Genomic DNA, 16,783 nt, shown 5'->3' with positions numbered 1-16,783 from the left:
CTTCAATGGCTCAATTTTTTATTCATCGCCCGATTTTTGCATGGGTGATTGCACTGGTGATCATGTTGGCGGGTATTCTAACCCTATCCAATATGCCCATTGCCCAGTATCCGACCATTGCGCCGCCAACGGTCACCATTTCTGCGACCTATCCGGGTGCTTCGGCTGAAACTGTTGAAAACACAGTAACCCAGATTATTGAACAGCAGATGAATGGTCTCGATGGCTTGCGTTATATTTCATCGAACAGTGCCGGTAACGGTTCTGCGTCTATTGCGCTGAACTTTGAACAAGGCGTCGATCCTGACATTGCCCAGGTTCAGGTACAGAACAAATTACAGTCTGCCACCGCCCTGCTGCCGGAAGATGTCCAGCGTCAAGGGGTGAGGGTCACCAAATCAGGCGCCAGCTTCCTGCAAGTTCTGGCCTTCTATTCGCCTGATGGCAGCATGTCAGCAAATGACATCAAAGACTATGTTAACTCCAATATTTCTGAACCCTTAAGCCGTGTGGCGGGGGTCGGTGAAGTTCAGGTGTTTGGTGGTTCCTATGCAATGCGCATCTGGCTGGACCCAGCCAAAATGGCCAGCCTGCAAGTCACCCCAAGTGATATTGCCACAGCCATTCGTACCCAGAATGCCCAGGTCGCTGTCGGTCAGTTAGGTGGTGCACCCGCCATAGAAGGTCAGGTGCTCAACGCAACCGTAACGGCACAAAGCCTGCTGCAAACCCCAGAACAGTTCAGCAATATCTTCCTGAAAAATACTGCTTCAGGTGCACAGGTGCGTCTGGGTGATGTAGCTCGTGTAGAACTCGGTGCAGACAACTATCAGTTTGATTCCAAATTCAACGGCAAACCTGCCGGTGGTGTTGCGATTAAACTGGCAACTGGTGCCAACGCGCTGGATACCGCCCAAGCCGTTGAAGAGCGCTTAAAGCTGTTACGTCCAAACTACCCGCAAGGGATGGTCGATCAGCTGGCCTTTGACACCACACCATTTATTGAATTGTCGATTAAGAGTGTTGTTAAAACCTTAATTGAAGCGATTATTCTGGTATTCCTGGTGATGTTCCTGTTCCTGCAGAACTGGCGCGCCACTATTATTCCAACCATGGCCGTACCGGTGGTGGTCTTGGGGACCTTTGCCGTCATCAACATGTTCGGCTTCTCGATTAACACCCTGACCATGTTTGCGATGGTTCTGGCGATTGGTTTGCTGGTCGATGACGCGATTGTCGTGGTGGAAAACGTGGAACGTGTCATGGTCGAAGAACATCTCGACCCTGTGGCAGCCACTGAAAAGTCAATGAAACAGATTTCTGGCGCGTTAATCGGGATTACCTCGGTGCTGTCTGCGGTATTCGTACCAATGGCATTCTTCGGTGGTACGACCGGGGTGATTTATCGTCAGTTCTCGGTGACCCTGGTCACGGCAATGGTACTGTCGCTGATTGTAGCCTTAACCTTTACCCCTGCCCTGTGTGCGACCATGCTGAAACAGCATGATCCGAACAAGCCAGAAAGCAACGGTCTGTTTGCGCGCTTCTTCCGCTGGTTTAACCGCAGCTTTGACAAGCTGTCGGTGAAATATCAGGGCGGTGTGAACCGTATGACCCACAGCAAGATTTTCTCCGGAATTATTTACGGTGCAGTGCTGGTTGTGATTGTGCTGTTATTCCAGAAACTGCCATCTTCATTCCTGCCGGATGAAGACCAAGGTGTGGTGATGACACTGGTGCAATTGCCACCAAATGCCAGTCTGGAACGGACTGACAAAGTCGTCAGCACCATGACCAACTACTTCCTGGAAAATGAGAAAGAGCATGTCGAGTCTGTGTTTAGTGTGGCCGGCTTCTCCTTCACCGGGGTTGGACAAAACGCAGGTCTGGCCTTCATTAAGCTGAAAGACTGGTCAGAACGTACTTCGCCAGAATCTCAGGTCGGTGCGATTATCCAGCGTGGTATGGCACTGAACATGATTGTTAAAGATGCTTCTTACATCATGCCACTGCAATTGCCTGCTATGCCTGAACTGGGCGTGAGTGCCGGCTTTAACCTGCAGCTGAAAGATGCCAGCGGTCAGGGTCATGAAAAACTGACCATGGCACGTAACATCATTTTAGGTGAAGCAGCCAAAGATCCACGTCTGGCCGGGGTTCGTCCAAATGGTCAGGAAGATACACCACAGTACCGCGTGATTGTGGACCATGCGCAGGCCGGTGCCTTGGGCGTGAGTATTGCTGAAATTAACAGCACCATGGGCATGGCCTGGGGTGGTTCGTACATCAATGACTTTATCGACCGCGGTCGTGTCAAGAAAGTCTATGTTCAGGGTGAAGCAGGCTCACGTATGATGCCGGAAGACCTCGATCAATGGTATGTACGTAATAACCGCGGCGAAATGGTACCATTCTCGGCCTTTGCAACCGGTGAATGGACTTATGGTTCACCACGTTTAGAGCGTTATAACGGCGTATCCTCCATGAACATTCAGGGTACACCAGCGCCTGGCGTCAGCTCGGGTGATGCGATGGTGGCCATGGAAGAAATTATTGCCAAGCTGCCAGACATGGGCTTGCAAGGTTTCGACTATGAATGGACCGGTCTGTCACTGGAAGAACGTGAATCGGGTGATCAGGCACCATTCCTGTATGCCCTGTCATTGTTAATTGTCTTCCTGTGTCTGGCAGCGCTGTATGAAAGCTGGTCAATTCCGTTCTCGGTATTACTGGTCGTACCATTAGGTATTGTCGGTGCCCTGTTCCTGACCTTCAGCGGGATGGTGCTGTTCCAGAACCCGAACCTGTCGAATAACATCTACTTCCAGGTGGCGATTATTGCGGTGATTGGTCTGTCTGCGAAAAACGCGATCCTGATTGTCGAATTCGCCAAAGAGTTGCAGGAAAAAGGTGAAGACCTGTTTGAAGCCACTTTACATGCGGCAAAAATGCGTTTACGTCCAATTATCATGACCACTTTAGCCTTCGGTTTTGGTGTACTGCCGCTGGCCCTGTCTTCAGGTGCAGGTGCAGGTAGCCAGCACTCGGTCGGTTATGGTGTTCTGGGCGGCGTAATCAGTTCGACCTTGTTGGGTATCTTCTTTATCCCGGTATTCTACGTGTGGATTCGAAGTATCTTTAAATACAAACCAAAACAACAAAATCATCAGGAGCATGTATCGTGATGCAAAACTTATGGTCTCTTACAGGCCGTGGTATTGCGGTTTCTGCCCTTGCGCTTGCTTTGACAGCCTGTCAGAGTATGCGCGGGCCAGAGCCGGTTGCTCAGGCGAATATTCCGAGCAGCTATAGCAATGCTTCCGGAAGCTCTGTTGCAGAACAGGGTTATAAAGATTTCTTTGCCGATCAGCGCCTGCTACAGGTGCTGGATCTGGCCTTGACCAATAACCGTGATTTACGTACTGCGGCGCTGAACATCCAGCGTGCCCAGCAACAGTACCAGATTACTGAAAATAACCAGTTACCGACCATTGGCGCCAGTGGCAGCGTGTTACGTCAGGACACCATGAGCAATCAGGGTCGTGGCCCAAGCACCTCCTATAACGTAGGTTTAGGGGTCACCGCCTATGAGCTGGATTTCTGGGGTCGGGTCCGTAGCCTGCGTGACAATGCACTGGATAATTTCCTGGCCACCCAGAGCGCCCGTGATGCCACGCAAATTGCCCTGATTGGTCAGGTATCTCAGGCCTGGCTCAGCTATTCCTTTGCCAATGCCAACCTGAAACTGGCCGAGCAAACTTTAAAGGCCCAGCTTGAATCGTATAACCTGAACAAAAAACGTTTTGACGTTGGCATCGACAGCGAACTACCGGTACGTCAGGCGCAAATTTCAGTCGAAACCGCGCGTAATGATGTAGCTAACTATAAGACTCAGGTGGCGCAGGCACAAAACCTGCTGAATCTGCTGGTGGGTCAACCGGTTCCGGCCAATCTGCTGCCGGCACAGCGTATTACCCGCATTACCTCCAATACTGCAATTGGTGCCGGCTTACCAAGTGATCTGCTGGTAAACCGTCCCGATGTTCGTGCAGCGGAATACCGTCTGTCTGCCGCAGGTGCCAATATTGCCGCAGCGCGTGCCCGTCTGTTCCCGACCATCAGCCTGACCGGTTCCGCCGGTTATGCCTCGGCCGATTTAAGTGACCTGTTCAAATCAGGTAACTTTGTCTGGTCAATTGGTCCAAGTCTGGATATTCCAATCTTTGACTGGGGCACACGTCAGGCCAATATCCGCATTTCAGAAACCGATCAGCAGATTGCGCTGTCAGATTATGAAAAGTCGATTCAGACCGCTTTCCGTGAAGTGAATGATGCCTTGGCAGTGCGTGAAAATATTGGTGACCGGATTGCCGCACAGCGCCGTCTGGTTGAAGCCACCAATACCACCTATCGTCTGTCGGAAGCCCGTTTCCGTGCCGGCATTGACAGCTATCTGACCGTACTGGATGCACAGCGTGCCTCTTATGCAGCCGAGCAAGGGCTGTTATTGCTGGAACAGGCCAATTTGAACAATCAGGTGGAACTGTACAAAACCTTGGGTGGCGGCCTGAAAGCCAACACTTCAGATCAAGTGACCCAGCAGCCGTCTGTGGCAGAACAACGCCGCGCTGCTCAGCAATAAGATTGTCTGAGTTGCAGCGTCAAGCATCAGGGTGATTTCATTCTTATCGCTTGATAATCAAGCCAGTGAGCCTCGCGCTGACTGGCTTTTTCTTTGCCTGATGATGTGCCTGGATCATCCATTAAATAAAAGTAGCTCGATAGAGTGATGAGCAAAGCAAAGAAATCCTGTTTTGCTTGTAGTGACTCGCCAAAGGACTGGATGCACATCTGCCCGTATAAAACTGTAAAAGAGATGTTTTGATTGCATTTTGCCCGCAGTTTTTCTATCTTCATCAGCAATCTATTGTTATTGGTCATCACATGTTACTGAGTAATTTGGAATCTGTACCCGGACACACCATTCGCCAGCAAATTGATGTGGTATATGGCAGCACGGTACGCAGCAAGCATGTCGGCCGTGACCTGCTGGCCGGATTGAAAAATATTGTCGGTGGTGAGCTGACAGCCTATACCGAACTGCTGGAAGAATCGCGTCAGGAAGCCATGAACCGGATGATCGACAAAGCGCGCAGCATGGGTGCCAATGCCATTGTCGGAATCCGTTTTTCTACTTCCAACATTGCCCAGGGTGCATCTGAACTGTTCGTTTATGGCACGGCGGTGATTGTCGATCCAATCATGCCAAAACTGCCTGATCCCTTCCCTGCACAGGACTAAGTCATGGATGGATTGCTTCTGCAGCTGCTGATTTTTGCGGTACTGTTTGCCGTTGGCTTCGGTTTTGGCCGCTATAACGAACGCAAGCATTTTCAATATCTGGCCGAACAGGAACAGCGACTGGCCTATATCCAGCTCGACAGCAGCCGCTTTAAAAGCACCGACCTACCCGGCCAACTGGTCAGCAGCAATGTGGTAATTTCACATGATTACTTTAAATATGCAATTGCCAATGTGCAGAATTTACTCGGTGGCCGCCTGACCAGTTATGAAAGTGTGGTGGAACGTGCGCGCCGCGAAGCAATTGTACGCTTAAAGCTGGAAGCCGAGAAAATGGGCGCCACCCAGATTTTAGGTCTGCGTTTAAGCACCACCGAACTGGGGATGCAAGGTGGGATGGTGGAAGTGTTTGCGTATGGGACGGCCATCAAGAAATAAGCTGATGGCCTGATCTGTCTTCATCTCGTCAAATGCTCTGGAACGTATTACTTCACCTTCATTTTACGGATCATTTTATACAGCGTACTTGGCGACAGACGCGACACCCAAACCCCCAGTTTTTCCTTGGCGCCACCGACCACAATATATTCCTCACCCGCCAGCAAGGCACTGACCGTGGTCTGGGCAAACAGGTCCGGCTCCAGACCGTTTTCAATCGCTTCATCCTGATGGCCCTGCGGTTTGCCTTCGCCATTTAAGGCATTAAAAGATACATTGGTTTTGACAAAGCCCGGGAAAATTACCGAAACCTCGACGCCATCTTGCGCCACTTCCGCACGCAAACTGTTGGCCCACATATGAATTGCGGCTTTGGCCGCCGAATAAGAGGCACGGTACTGGGTGCCGAGCAAACCGGCGACACTAGAGACAAAGGCAATCCGTCCCGATTTCTGGGCAATAAAGGTCGGTAACACGGTTTTGGTCAGGAACACCTGCGAGAAATAATCGACTTCCATAATGGCACGTTCTGTCTGCATGGTGGTGTCCTGAATCAGCGCGCGCTGGCTAAGACCGGCATTGTTAATCAGCCAGTCTATCCGGCCTTTGGCCGCTAACACCTGCGCATAAGCATGCCGTACCTGTGATTCATCGGTAATATCGGCACAAACTGACACATGGCGTTCCGGGTTCAGTAAAGTCACGCGCACCTTTTCCAGTTCTTCATAACGGCGTGCGGTCAGAATGACGTCGGCACCTTGCAAGGCACATTCTTTGGCCAAGGCTTTGCCCAATCCGGAAGATGCCCCGGTAATCCACACCACTTTCCCTGTTAAATCCTGCTTGGCCATGAATCTGTCCCTCTATACGTTCATTTGTTGTGATGAATATCAGTGTAACCGCGCTCTGGCTGCGGGTCATTGCCCACAAAGCCCAGAAAATGATTGAAATACTGTTCCGTTATGCGGGTATCAAACTGGGTGCCGAGTTTTTCCAGCCGCTTATAGCCAAGCTGGGTGGTCAGCTGAATCACCCCGGTCAGGGTTTTATCGACCATAAAATTAAACTTCAGCATTTTCTTTGGCTCGCGGACCAGACTGGTCACGCCCTGATCGACAATCTGGGTAAAAGCCCGAAAGGCTGGCTGGATATAGGCACTATTGCCCTGCCGGATTTGTTCGACACAACCCAAGGTTTCTTTAATCAGCACATTATCGACCGGATAGGCCACATAGGCCTGCCCCTCTTTTTCATAGGTTTTCTGCTGCAGATAATTCACCATCGGCACCAGACGGTCATTGCCAAAAAAGGACACCGACCACGGCATATATTTTTGCACGGTGTCCATCACCTGCTGCACAATCTTTTCCGATTCACGGTCGGGCGAGCTGCTGGTCCGGGCAATTTCACCAAACACCTGATCGACAATTTCACAGGAAATATGTGACAGCACCTCGCCTAAAGGCTTGGCCAGACTGTGCGGATTACCCTGGTTAAACTGTTGATGTAACTGCTGAAAACGCTGATAGGTAGCTGGGCTTAATTTTAGTGCGATTGAATAGGTCATTGTTGTTCTCGCTTTTTTCGTCGTTGTTCTGCGAACTTTGCGCATTGTTATTTGCCTACATCATACGACGAGTAAGTGCAGATGCCAATTGCTTAAACAAGCCAATGATTCAGGCTGCCTAAGTCGCCATTTTTTTTGCTACAATAGATGCAATTTTTTATCTACTTTTGATCTGTTCGAACTATGACTGATTCAGCGCAAAATATTGCTACAACTTACGATCCGACCGCGATCGAGAAAAAATGGTACCAAACGTGGGAAGAGCGCGGTTACTTCAAGCCGTCTGAAAAAGGCGAGTCTTTCTGTATCATGATTCCGCCACCAAACGTCACCGGTAGCTTGCACATGGGTCATGGTTTTAACAATGCCATCATGGATGCATTAACCCGTTATAACCGTATGTCAGGTAAAAATACCTTATGGCAACCGGGGACTGACCACGCCGGTATTGCAACACAAATGGTGGTAGAGCGTCAGCTCGGTGCGCAAGGCATTAGCCGTCATGACTTGGGCCGTGAAAAGTTCATCGAAAAAGTATGGGAATGGAAAGAACAATCTGGCGGTAACATTACCCGTCAAATCCGTCGCCTCGGTTCTTCTGTCGACTGGTCACGTGAACGCTTCACCATGGATGAAGGTTTATCCAACGCAGTGAAAGAAGTGTTTGTAAAACTTCACGAAGAAGGCTTGATTTACCGCGGTAAACGCCTGGTGAACTGGGACCCTAAACTGCAAACTGCCCTTTCTGACTTAGAAGTTGAGTCTGATAAAGAAGAACAAGGTTCACTTTGGCACTTCAAATATTTCTTTGAAGATAAGTCACTTCGCACGCACGATGGTAAAGATCACATCGTGGTTGCAACCACGCGTCCTGAAACATTGTTGGGTGATACAGCGGTTGCGGTTGCCCTTGATGATGAACGTTATGCGCACCTTGTCGGTCAAAACATTATCCTGCCAATTACAGGTCGTGCGGTTCCTATCGTTAAAGACGAATACGTTGATAAAGAATTCGGTACAGGCTGTGTAAAAATCACCCCTGCCCACGACTTCAATGACTATGAAGTAGGTAAACGCTGCGAGTTGCCAATCATCAACATCTTCAACAAAAATGCTGAAGTGTTGGCCGAGTTTGAATACATCGCAAAAGCGGGTGAGCAAATTTCTAAAACCATTCCTGCCCCAGCGAACTACATTGGTTTAGAGCGTTTTGAAGCACGTAAAAAGTTAGTCGAACAAGCAGAAGCTGAAGGCTGGTTAGACCAAATTCAACCGTACACATTGAAACCACCTCGCGGTGACCGTTCAGGTGTGATCGTTGAGCCATTATTAACAGACCAATGGTATGTGAAGATTGCACCGCTTGCGAAACCTGCAATTGAAGCAGTTCAAGACGGTCGTATCAAATTCGTACCTGAGCAATACAGCAACATGTACATGGCGTGGATGAACAACATTCAAGATTGGTGTATCTCTCGTCAATTGTGGTGGGGTCACCGTATCCCTGCTTGGTACGATGCAGAAGGTAATGTTTACGTTGGACGCTCTGAGGAAGAAGTTCGTGCGAAAAACGGTATTGCCCCTGAAGTTGAATTGAACCAAGACGAAGACGTATTGGATACATGGTTCTCTTCTGGTCTTTGGACATTCTCAACTTTAGGTTGGACAGGTGACGAAGCGAAAGACAAAGAAAACTATTTCTTAAATACTTTCCACCCGACTGATGTATTGGTGACAGGTTTTGACATCATCTTCTTCTGGGTTGCTCGTATGATCATGCTTACGATGCACTTCATGAAAAATGAAGATGGCACACCACAAGTACCATTCAAAACTGTGTATGTACACGGTTTGGTACGTGATGGCGAAGGTCAGAAGATGTCTAAATCTAAGGGTAACGTGCTTGACCCATTAGATTTGATTGACGGTGTTGATCTTGAAACTTTAGTACAAAAACGTACCACAGGTTTGATGAATCCGAAACAAGCAGCGAAGATTGAAAAATCGACCCGTAAAGAATTCCCTGAAGGGATTCAATCTTACGGTACAGATGCAGTTCGTTTCACCTTCTGTGCGCTTGCCAACACAGGTCGTGACATTAAGTTCGACATGAAACGTGTTGAAGGTTACCGTAACTTCGCCAACAAAATCTGGAACGCAACCCGTTTCGTGATGATGAACTGCGAAGAGCAAGTGATTGGTCAAGACGTTCGTCAAGACCTTTGGGAATTGCCTGAGCAGTGGATTGTCAGCCGTCTACAAAAAGCGGAAGCTGCGGTTCAACAAGCCTTTGCGACCTATCGTTTAGACTTGGCTGCACAAGCGATTTACGAGTTCATTTGGAATGAATACTGTGACTGGTATGTCGAGCTGACGAAACCGGTTCTGAATGACGAAAACGTATCGGTTGAACGTAAAGCTGAAGTGCGTCGTGTGCTTCTTTCTGTAATGGAAGCCTCTTTACGTTTGGCACATCCGTTGATGCCTTACTTAACAGAAGAAATCTGGCAAACACTTGCGCCGAAACTCAACATTTCTGGCGAAACGATTATGCTCGCACAGTACCCTGTTGCTGACCAAGCATTAGTGAATGAACAAGCTGAAGCAGATATGCAATGGCTGCAAGGTTTGATTGGTGCGGTACGTAACATCCGTGGTGAAATGGGCCTAGGTAATGCGCGTTTGTTGCCTGTTCTTCTTCAAAACACAACGGATAGCGAGAAAGCACAAATCGCACGTATTGAACCGTTGTTTAAAGCATTGGCGAAAGTTGAAAGCATTACTTTCCTTGCAGATGCTGAACAACCGCCATTGTCTTCATCATCTGTAGTTGGACATGTGTCTGTATTCGTTCCTATGAAGGGTTTAATTGACCCGAAAGCGGAATTGGGTCGTCTACAAAAAGACTTAGACAAGGTTCAAAAACAGCATGACCAAATTGCAACTAAACTTTCGAATGAAGGTTTTGTGGCAAAAGCACCTGCGGCTGTGGTTGAAGGCGAGAAAGTAAAACTTGCTGAGTTTGCGGATCAGTTAGCGAAGATTAAAGCGAATATGGAGCAAATTGCAGCGCTTTAAGGTGTTGTTAGTTTGGTTCAAAAAAATCCCCTCTTCGTGAGGGGATTTTTTATTTCCATTTTTGGCAAATGTCTTCAAATGCAACGTCTTTCCATTGCTCTTTCCATAACGTCCAATATGGAATATCACTAGAAGATGGCTCAGGATTACAACGATCTATAGTAACGATAGATGGGAGTACTATTGAATCTCCTACTAGCAATGCATCACCTTGATGCAAGCTAGGCAAAATATCGATAATACCACCAAGCGAATCGGGTAAAAGTTTTCTTACATAGTTTTGATCGACAGGGTTTGTAAGTCGCATCGAAATAAAATTATTACATTGAGCAAAAATAGTTTCAGAAATTTCTGATGGTCTTTGACTAGATAACATTAATGTTATCCCATACTTTCTTCCTTCTTTAGCAATTCGCTCGATTGCAATTTTAGATGCTCGATACTTTGTTAGTTCACTGTTAGGAACATACTTATGTGCTTCTTCGTAAACCATTAAAATAGGAACATCATTATTAATTTTCTCTTCAGCATTAAGCTCAAATCTATGTCTTTTATAAAAATATCCATAATCGAATATTAATCTAGAAATTACTGAAACAGTAATTGTCAGCACTTCAAATGGAACATCACTTAAATCAATTACAGTAATATTAGATTCTTTATCTTTTTCAAAGCCTAAAATTTGTTTAAGAACATTCACAAACTCTATATCTTTAAGGTCGTTATTAAACATAAAACTTAAACGATCTTGTCTAATTTTTTCACTCAAACGATTATAGAATTTATCTAATGTTCCATCAGCATACATACCCTTATTAACATACGAATTTTTCGTAGGTAAAAACTTTAATTGCCTATCAAAAAAATAATTGATTTTTTCATCATCATTTTGAAAATAATAACCAACATCCTTATCAATATTTGCATCATCAATCATGCAATTATCTGGATTTTTAGAACTTTTAGTTTCATTTTTTAAATTAAAAATAGCATTAATAACTTCGTTTAAATCAAATTTTATTGGAGTATCATAAAAAATATTAGATATATCAGGGTTATGCTTTTTCTTATTAAGTGTAACTATTTTCCTAAATATTGAAGACTGATTATAATTATCACGTTCACCTGTATCCAATAAAATTTCTTCTAACTCATCACTATTAAGTAACCAATATGGTATTTCCAACGTATTAATATCTAAAAAATTAGCATTCGGAAATGCATTTTTATATTCAGAGTGAATATCAAAAATAATAATATGAGAATTATTCAGACTAAACTTACCACTTTTTGCAGATACTGCTGTTTGTAGAATTTTAGATAACGTATGTGACTTTCCTGAGCCTGTTGAACCCAAAATGGCAATATGTTTATTAAAGAACTTATTACCATCTATTGGTATTAGAACATTTTTATTAGTACTTAATTTACAAAAATTTAAACGTTTATCCTCTGAAATTGAATTATAAATCGCTCTAATATCCTCTAATGTAGCTGGTTGCACTAACTTAGGTGGAATTGCAATTGTGTCGCCACCTCTTGTAAATTCACCATCTTCCAATACACCTAATGGTAATGCTTCTATTAGATAAATTCTTTGGGTATTGTGATCAATTCCAATTGTAAAATTTTCAATAACAGCAATCAGTATGGCATCATCATTATTAGTCACTCTAATGTATGATCCAACTTTTAATGATTCATTAGGCAGCTTAAAATCTTCAAGATTTGTAACCTGCACAATAATTTTATTAGGTTTTACTGATATTACTTCTGCTAAACATCCTGTATCACTCACAAATCATTCTCCTCAAACAATCTAAATTTGAAAAATAAATATCAAAAGAATCATCAATATCTATAAATGGATTTTTTGAATACATTTGGTAAATATATTTATTTGAAATTTTTTCTTGATGTAATTGATTAAAATCATCAAGATCATTAATAATTTTCAAAAAAACTCTATAAGGATTACCATAATCTACAACATCTCGTATAAATAATTTAGGATCAAAACTACTTCCTTTATAGTAATAACCATCTTCTATTAAAAAATTTTCACTTATCAATTCTTTTTTAATTTTGCACAGATCTTCATCTTTAAAATTATGTAAATATACATAAGGACAAAATTTTTCAACTTGTCTTACAGCATGTTGATTTGACCATTTATGACTAATACTCTTTAAAAGATTTTTTATTTCATAAAAATCGATACCTGATGCATCTATCAAAAAAAACCTATTAAATTTAGACTGAGTATTATTAAAATATCTTTTTCTTATTGACTTAGAGTACCTTTCTCCACTTATTCTTTCCAAATACCAATGATCAAAAATCATTTTTTTAGAATACTTGAGATCACCAATGAATCGACTTTTCGTAATTTTTCTTTCGGTTTCCAATTGGTTTTTGGCTAAATTTCGTATGATATAGATACTTTTTGCATAAAAAAACTCTGCATCACCACTAGAACATATATTTAGTTCAGATAGTTTTTGCAGTATGGACTCATGCTGTTGATCTAAAGATTGACCATCAATATTAAGAGTTAACTTACTTAAAAATAGTTCTAAATTTTCATCATTTAAACTTAACTCTTCATGAATTTTCGTGGTTACACTCGGTTTATCTTCTTTTTCTTGTGTTTTACTTGTTAAAAGGCTCTCTTTAAGATAAGCAATACTAATAGGAAGTAGGATTTTATCTTGTCCACTTTTATAATGACCAAATAATTTATATTGTATTAATTCTTTACCGTCTTTAACTCTTTTTGAAAAATCTTTAACCATCCAAACTATAGCTTCTTTAATTTTTGATGGCGTAAAATCGCTTTTTTCATAATATTTACATTGTATGGCAACTGTTTCACAGCCTATCTGCTCAATATCAATATCTTCAATACCTTCAACAGTAAAACTAGCATTTTCATCTTCATGGTTCAGGATTTGCAGAATCGTATTATCAAACTGATATAAATAGCCCCTAATTGTATCTATCGCCTGTCTATTTGGCTCAGACATTTTCACCCCTATAGAAATAAAAATTAAAAAAATAATTGATTATTCTATATTCAGTTCAAAAAATTATCTAATATTTTTATACACTTATTTCCTTCTCGGTTAAAGCACCCCATGCTCCAACAACATCTCCAACCCACTCTCTTTTCCCATATACATGAGTCTTTGTTTTTCCGCTTTAAGCTGTTGCTTTACCGCAGACACATCCGCATCAATCTGTTTATACAACTGCTCAATATTGAGTTGCCCTTTGGACTTTTGCACCGCAATTTTGGCTTTATTTGACCATACAAGCGAGTTAATCAATTCCTGCATCTGCTGTTTTAAGGACTGGCTTTGTGCTTCTAACGCCTGTTGGTAAAACTTGAATTGTTCTGTGCTTAAACCTTTGTTTGAACCGTTTTTACTTTGCTCAACTTCAAGCTGAAGTTTCAGTAAAAAGAATAAATCTTCCTGTTCGTATGCTTCATTGGCACGTTGTAAAAGCTCGGTCTTTTCCTCTTTTTTAGCTTCATCGGGCTCACGATCAGGGTGAATGATGGAAGCAATCTTGAGATACACAGTTTTGAGTGATTGATTCACCATCTTTTCAGCTTGCGCTTGTTTTTCTTGCTGACGTTTTAACTTGGCTTGCTCACGTGCTTGTTGGTATTGATCATTATTCCAATCTTCAAATACATCATCGGCTTGGACTGTTTCAGTTTCAGGCTCATCAAAAGTGTCTATATTTTTCTTCTTGTTTTTTTTCTTGCTGTATTCATCTGCCTGCTGATAATAGACATGCATTTTTTCCACTTCATCTAACTGCTTTTGACTCAGCAAATGTGAACCTTGTAGTAACCGTGCTAAAGTTTGGATTTTATCTTCCACCAATGCTGTATTTGATTTCGTGAAACTATAACTACTTAGACCATTCCAAAGTGTCTTCATCTGTTCATACAAAGTGCTATATAACTCACGATACGCAGGCATCAGCGCCTTTTGACTATAGGCACGAATGTCATCTTGGGCATGTTGCCATGCAAGCAATAACTGTTTCTGCTGTTCAATCTCATCAATTAAACGATTCAGCTTTTGATGCTGTGGTGAGACTTCAAGCACCATGTTTGGCATGGTTTTCAGCGCAAAAGGCATAGGGAAGATAAAAGCAAAAGAGAAATTATACCTGATTTATGTGAAAGTATTTTTTGACTCATCTCAGTAAAACTGAAGCAAAGCAAAATCCTGAGCAAATAAGCCTTAACATTACATGGCTTCAGATCAGGTAATTTTTTGAATTAACCAAGTCACTCAAATCATTGCAGTTTATTACGCAACTATAAACATTCAGCCGCCGCAATTCATGCATAGTATCAACAAAGACCAACAGATTATAAAAAGGACATTCACATGGATTGGGCCAGTATTTTTATTCATGACACCACCTGGGCTTTTGCTGCTGAAATTAGCGTGCGTGCCATCCTTATGTTCAGCATGATCATTATCTTTTTACGCCTGACCGGCAAACGGGGGGTGCGCCAGCTGTCAATTTTTGAACTGGCGATTATTCTGTCGCTGGGTTCAATTGCCGGCGACCCGATGTTCACCGAAGATCTGCCGCTGATTCAGGCCCTGCTAATCATGAGCATCGTGATTTTCCTGTATCGTCTGGTGACCTGGTTAATGATGAAATACCAGCCCTTTGAAGATCTGCTGGAAGGCAAGTCACTGTATATTGTCGAAGATGGCGAGCTGGTCTTAGAAAAGATTAAACGCGGTAAAATGTCGCACGATGAATTCTTTGCCGAAATGCGCCAGCAAGGGGTCGAACATCTGGGACAGGTACGGGTCGGTTTACTCGAAAATGATGGCAAGTTCAGCATCCTGTTTTTCTCCAATGATCAGGTGCGGTACGGTTTACCCCTGTTTCCCAAAGCCTGTCAGGAAATCACCGACGTTAAACCGCATACCCATTACGCCTGCGTATACTGTGGCTATACCGATTTTTTGCAACGTGCCGAGCAGATCTGCCCGCGTTGTGACAGCTGTCACTGGACTGAAGCCATCAATACCTTACGGGTAGATTAATCGCGTGTTTTAAATCTCTGTGCCGGTTCATCCACCTTCGCCCAACCGTTTTATCTCAACTTTGGTCATATCTTGGTCTTTAATGGCCCAAGACTGGCACAGTTCCTGCTGTATTTTATTCATGCTTTTTGCTGCTATTTATCTAAAAAGTGGTTATTTCATAACGATTTATCATTAACAAAACGGTTAAAAATTTCGCTTGAGCAATGCTGGAAATCTCGCTTAAGATGAAGCTATGCCGTTGTGCAGAGATAATTAAAACAATCTCATTTGCTTCATTACCTGATAAATCAGTTCCAGGATTGGAATTGCCATGAATAACAGCAAATGACCAATAATCAATACAAAAGGAGTTTTGTACATGACCTCTAAACGCACCCTCACCTCCCTGTTTTGTGCCAGCGCATTCATGCTTGGCCTCAGTGCTTGTAGTGACAATAAAGCTCCAGCTGATGCCAATAGCAACACCAATGCCGCTGCCTCGAGTTCGGGCACCTTAGAGAAAATCAAAAAGTCCGGCACCATTGTGCTGGGTTATCGTGACTCATCCATTCCCTTCTCCTATATTGCCGATACGCCAAATCAGCCGGTCGGTTATGCGCATGACCTGCAACTAAAAGTGGTGGAAGCGCTAAAACAGAAACTGGAGATGCCAGATCTGAAAATCCGCTATAACCTGGTTACCAGCCAGAACCGGATTCCACTGGTCTCTAACGGGACGGTCGATTTAGAGTGTGGCTCGACCACCAACAATCAGGAACGCCAGCAGCAAGTGGCTTTCTCGGTCGGTTTCTTCCAGGTGGGTTCACGTTTACTTACGGCCAAAGATTCCGGCATTCAGGATTTTGCTGACTTAAAAGGCAAAAAACTGGTCACCACCGCCGGTACCACTTCTGAACGTTATATCCGCCAGCATGAAAAAGAACTCGGTATTGGCGAAATTATTTCAGCCAAAGACCATGCCGAATCGTTCCTGATGCTACAAAGTGGCCGTGCGGCTGCCTTTATGATGGATGATATTCTGCTGGCCGGTGAAAAATCCAAAGCCACCGATCCAGACAAATGGGTAATTGTCGGCACGGCGCCAATTCAGGAAATTTACGGCTGTATGCTGCGTAAAGGCGATGCTGAATTTAAACAGGTGGTGGATGATGCCATTAAAGCCACCTATAGCTCGGGTGAAATTAACCAGATGTATAACAAATGGTTCCAACAGCCAATTCCTCCAAAGAACATCAACTTGAACTTTGAAATGTCCGATCAGCTGAAAGACCTGATTGCCAATCCGCACGATCGTGATCAGTAACAC

The 16,783-nt window shown here is 43.9% G+C and carries 13 protein-coding genes; 7 read left to right on the top strand and 6 right to left on the bottom strand.

All coding sequences use genetic code 11. From position 1 onward, the window contains the following. Window positions 1-5 precede the first annotated feature (5 nt). Window positions 6-3,185 (top strand): efflux RND transporter permease subunit, encoded by a 3,180-nt coding sequence (locus FTT89_RS00140; protein WP_016659891.1) that lies wholly within the window; start codon window positions 6-8, stop codon window positions 3,183-3,185. Then, a complete protein-coding gene (adeK, locus tag FTT89_RS00135; protein WP_005176082.1) occupies window positions 3,185-4,642 on the top strand; it encodes a multidrug efflux RND transporter AdeIJK outer membrane channel subunit AdeK in 1,458 nt (485 codons plus the stop codon). The genes FTT89_RS00140 and adeK overlap by 1 nt, the downstream gene beginning before the upstream one ends. Before the next feature lie 26 nt (window positions 4,643-4,668). Here adeK and FTT89_RS00130 read toward each other — a convergent pair whose 3' ends face one another. Next, entirely contained in the window at window positions 4,669-4,941 is a 273-nt protein-coding gene (locus tag FTT89_RS00130; RefSeq protein WP_034597392.1) for a hypothetical protein, read from the bottom strand. Between the two features lie 3 nt (window positions 4,942-4,944). On the opposite strand from FTT89_RS00130, the gene FTT89_RS00125 reads away from it, so the two are divergent. Both FTT89_RS00125 and FTT89_RS00120 read left to right on the top strand, forming a co-directional pair. Then, window positions 4,945-5,301 carry a YbjQ family protein gene (locus FTT89_RS00125; protein ID WP_005176080.1) on the top strand — a complete coding sequence of 119 codons (357 nt, stop codon included), beginning with the start codon at window positions 4,945-4,947 and terminating at the stop codon, window positions 5,299-5,301. A 3-nt stretch (window positions 5,302-5,304) separates the two neighbouring features. Next, window positions 5,305-5,739: a YbjQ family protein gene (locus FTT89_RS00120; RefSeq protein WP_005176078.1), complete on the top strand. Its 435-nt coding sequence runs from the start codon at window positions 5,305-5,307 to the stop codon at window positions 5,737-5,739. A gap of 47 nt (window positions 5,740-5,786) precedes the next feature. Here the strand turns inward: FTT89_RS00120 and FTT89_RS00115 are convergent, their stop codons facing one another. Together FTT89_RS00115 and FTT89_RS00110 are read right to left on the bottom strand one after the other, a co-directional pair. Beyond that, window positions 5,787-6,590, bottom strand: coding sequence for an SDR family NAD(P)-dependent oxidoreductase (locus FTT89_RS00115; RefSeq protein ID WP_160241550.1), 804 nt, complete (start codon window positions 6,588-6,590; stop codon window positions 5,787-5,789). Window positions 6,591-6,610: 20 nt separating this feature from the next. Continuing rightward, the gene (locus FTT89_RS00110; protein WP_005176074.1) at window positions 6,611-7,306 is read right to left on the bottom strand and encodes a hypothetical protein; all 696 of its coding nucleotides are present in this window, start codon (window positions 7,304-7,306) and stop codon (window positions 6,611-6,613) included. A 183-nt stretch (window positions 7,307-7,489) separates the two neighbouring features. Between FTT89_RS00110 and FTT89_RS00105 the strand changes: the two genes are divergently transcribed. After that, a complete protein-coding gene (locus tag FTT89_RS00105) occupies window positions 7,490-10,384 on the top strand; it encodes a valine--tRNA ligase (protein ID WP_180006807.1) in 2,895 nt (964 codons plus the stop codon). 49 nt (window positions 10,385-10,433) lie between these two features. Here FTT89_RS00105 and herA read toward each other — a convergent pair whose 3' ends face one another. The 3 genes from herA to FTT89_RS00090 form a co-directional block, all read right to left on the bottom strand. Next, window positions 10,434-12,182 carry an anti-phage-associated helicase HerA gene (gene herA, locus FTT89_RS00100; RefSeq protein ID WP_180006808.1) on the bottom strand — a complete coding sequence of 583 codons (1,749 nt, stop codon included), beginning with the start codon at window positions 12,180-12,182 and terminating at the stop codon, window positions 10,434-10,436. Then, window positions 12,175-13,410, bottom strand: coding sequence for a DUF4297 family anti-phage-associated protein (locus tag FTT89_RS00095; protein WP_045795824.1), 1,236 nt, complete (start codon window positions 13,408-13,410; stop codon window positions 12,175-12,177). Before FTT89_RS00095 ends, herA begins: the two co-directional genes overlap by 8 nt. A 99-nt stretch (window positions 13,411-13,509) precedes the next feature. Next, window positions 13,510-14,541, bottom strand: coding sequence for a molecular chaperone DnaJ (locus FTT89_RS00090; RefSeq protein WP_180006840.1), 1,032 nt, complete (start codon window positions 14,539-14,541; stop codon window positions 13,510-13,512). Window positions 14,542-14,796: 255 nt separating this feature from the next. On the opposite strand from FTT89_RS00090, the gene FTT89_RS00085 reads away from it, so the two are divergent. Next, window positions 14,797-15,474 (top strand): DUF421 domain-containing protein, encoded by a 678-nt coding sequence (locus FTT89_RS00085; protein ID WP_160243482.1) that lies wholly within the window; start codon window positions 14,797-14,799, stop codon window positions 15,472-15,474. A 361-nt stretch (window positions 15,475-15,835) separates the two neighbouring features. Continuing rightward, window positions 15,836-16,780 (top strand): transporter substrate-binding domain-containing protein, encoded by a 945-nt coding sequence (locus FTT89_RS00080; protein WP_005176051.1) that lies wholly within the window; start codon window positions 15,836-15,838, stop codon window positions 16,778-16,780. Window positions 16,781-16,783: the final 3 nt, after the last annotated feature.

The organism is Acinetobacter sp. YH01025, assembly GCF_013420185.1.
Taxonomy (GTDB): Bacteria; Pseudomonadota; Gammaproteobacteria; order Pseudomonadales; family Moraxellaceae; genus Acinetobacter; species Acinetobacter indicus.
Note: the sequence above shows the minus strand (reverse complement) of the source record. Positions and strands in the feature narration are given on the sequence as shown.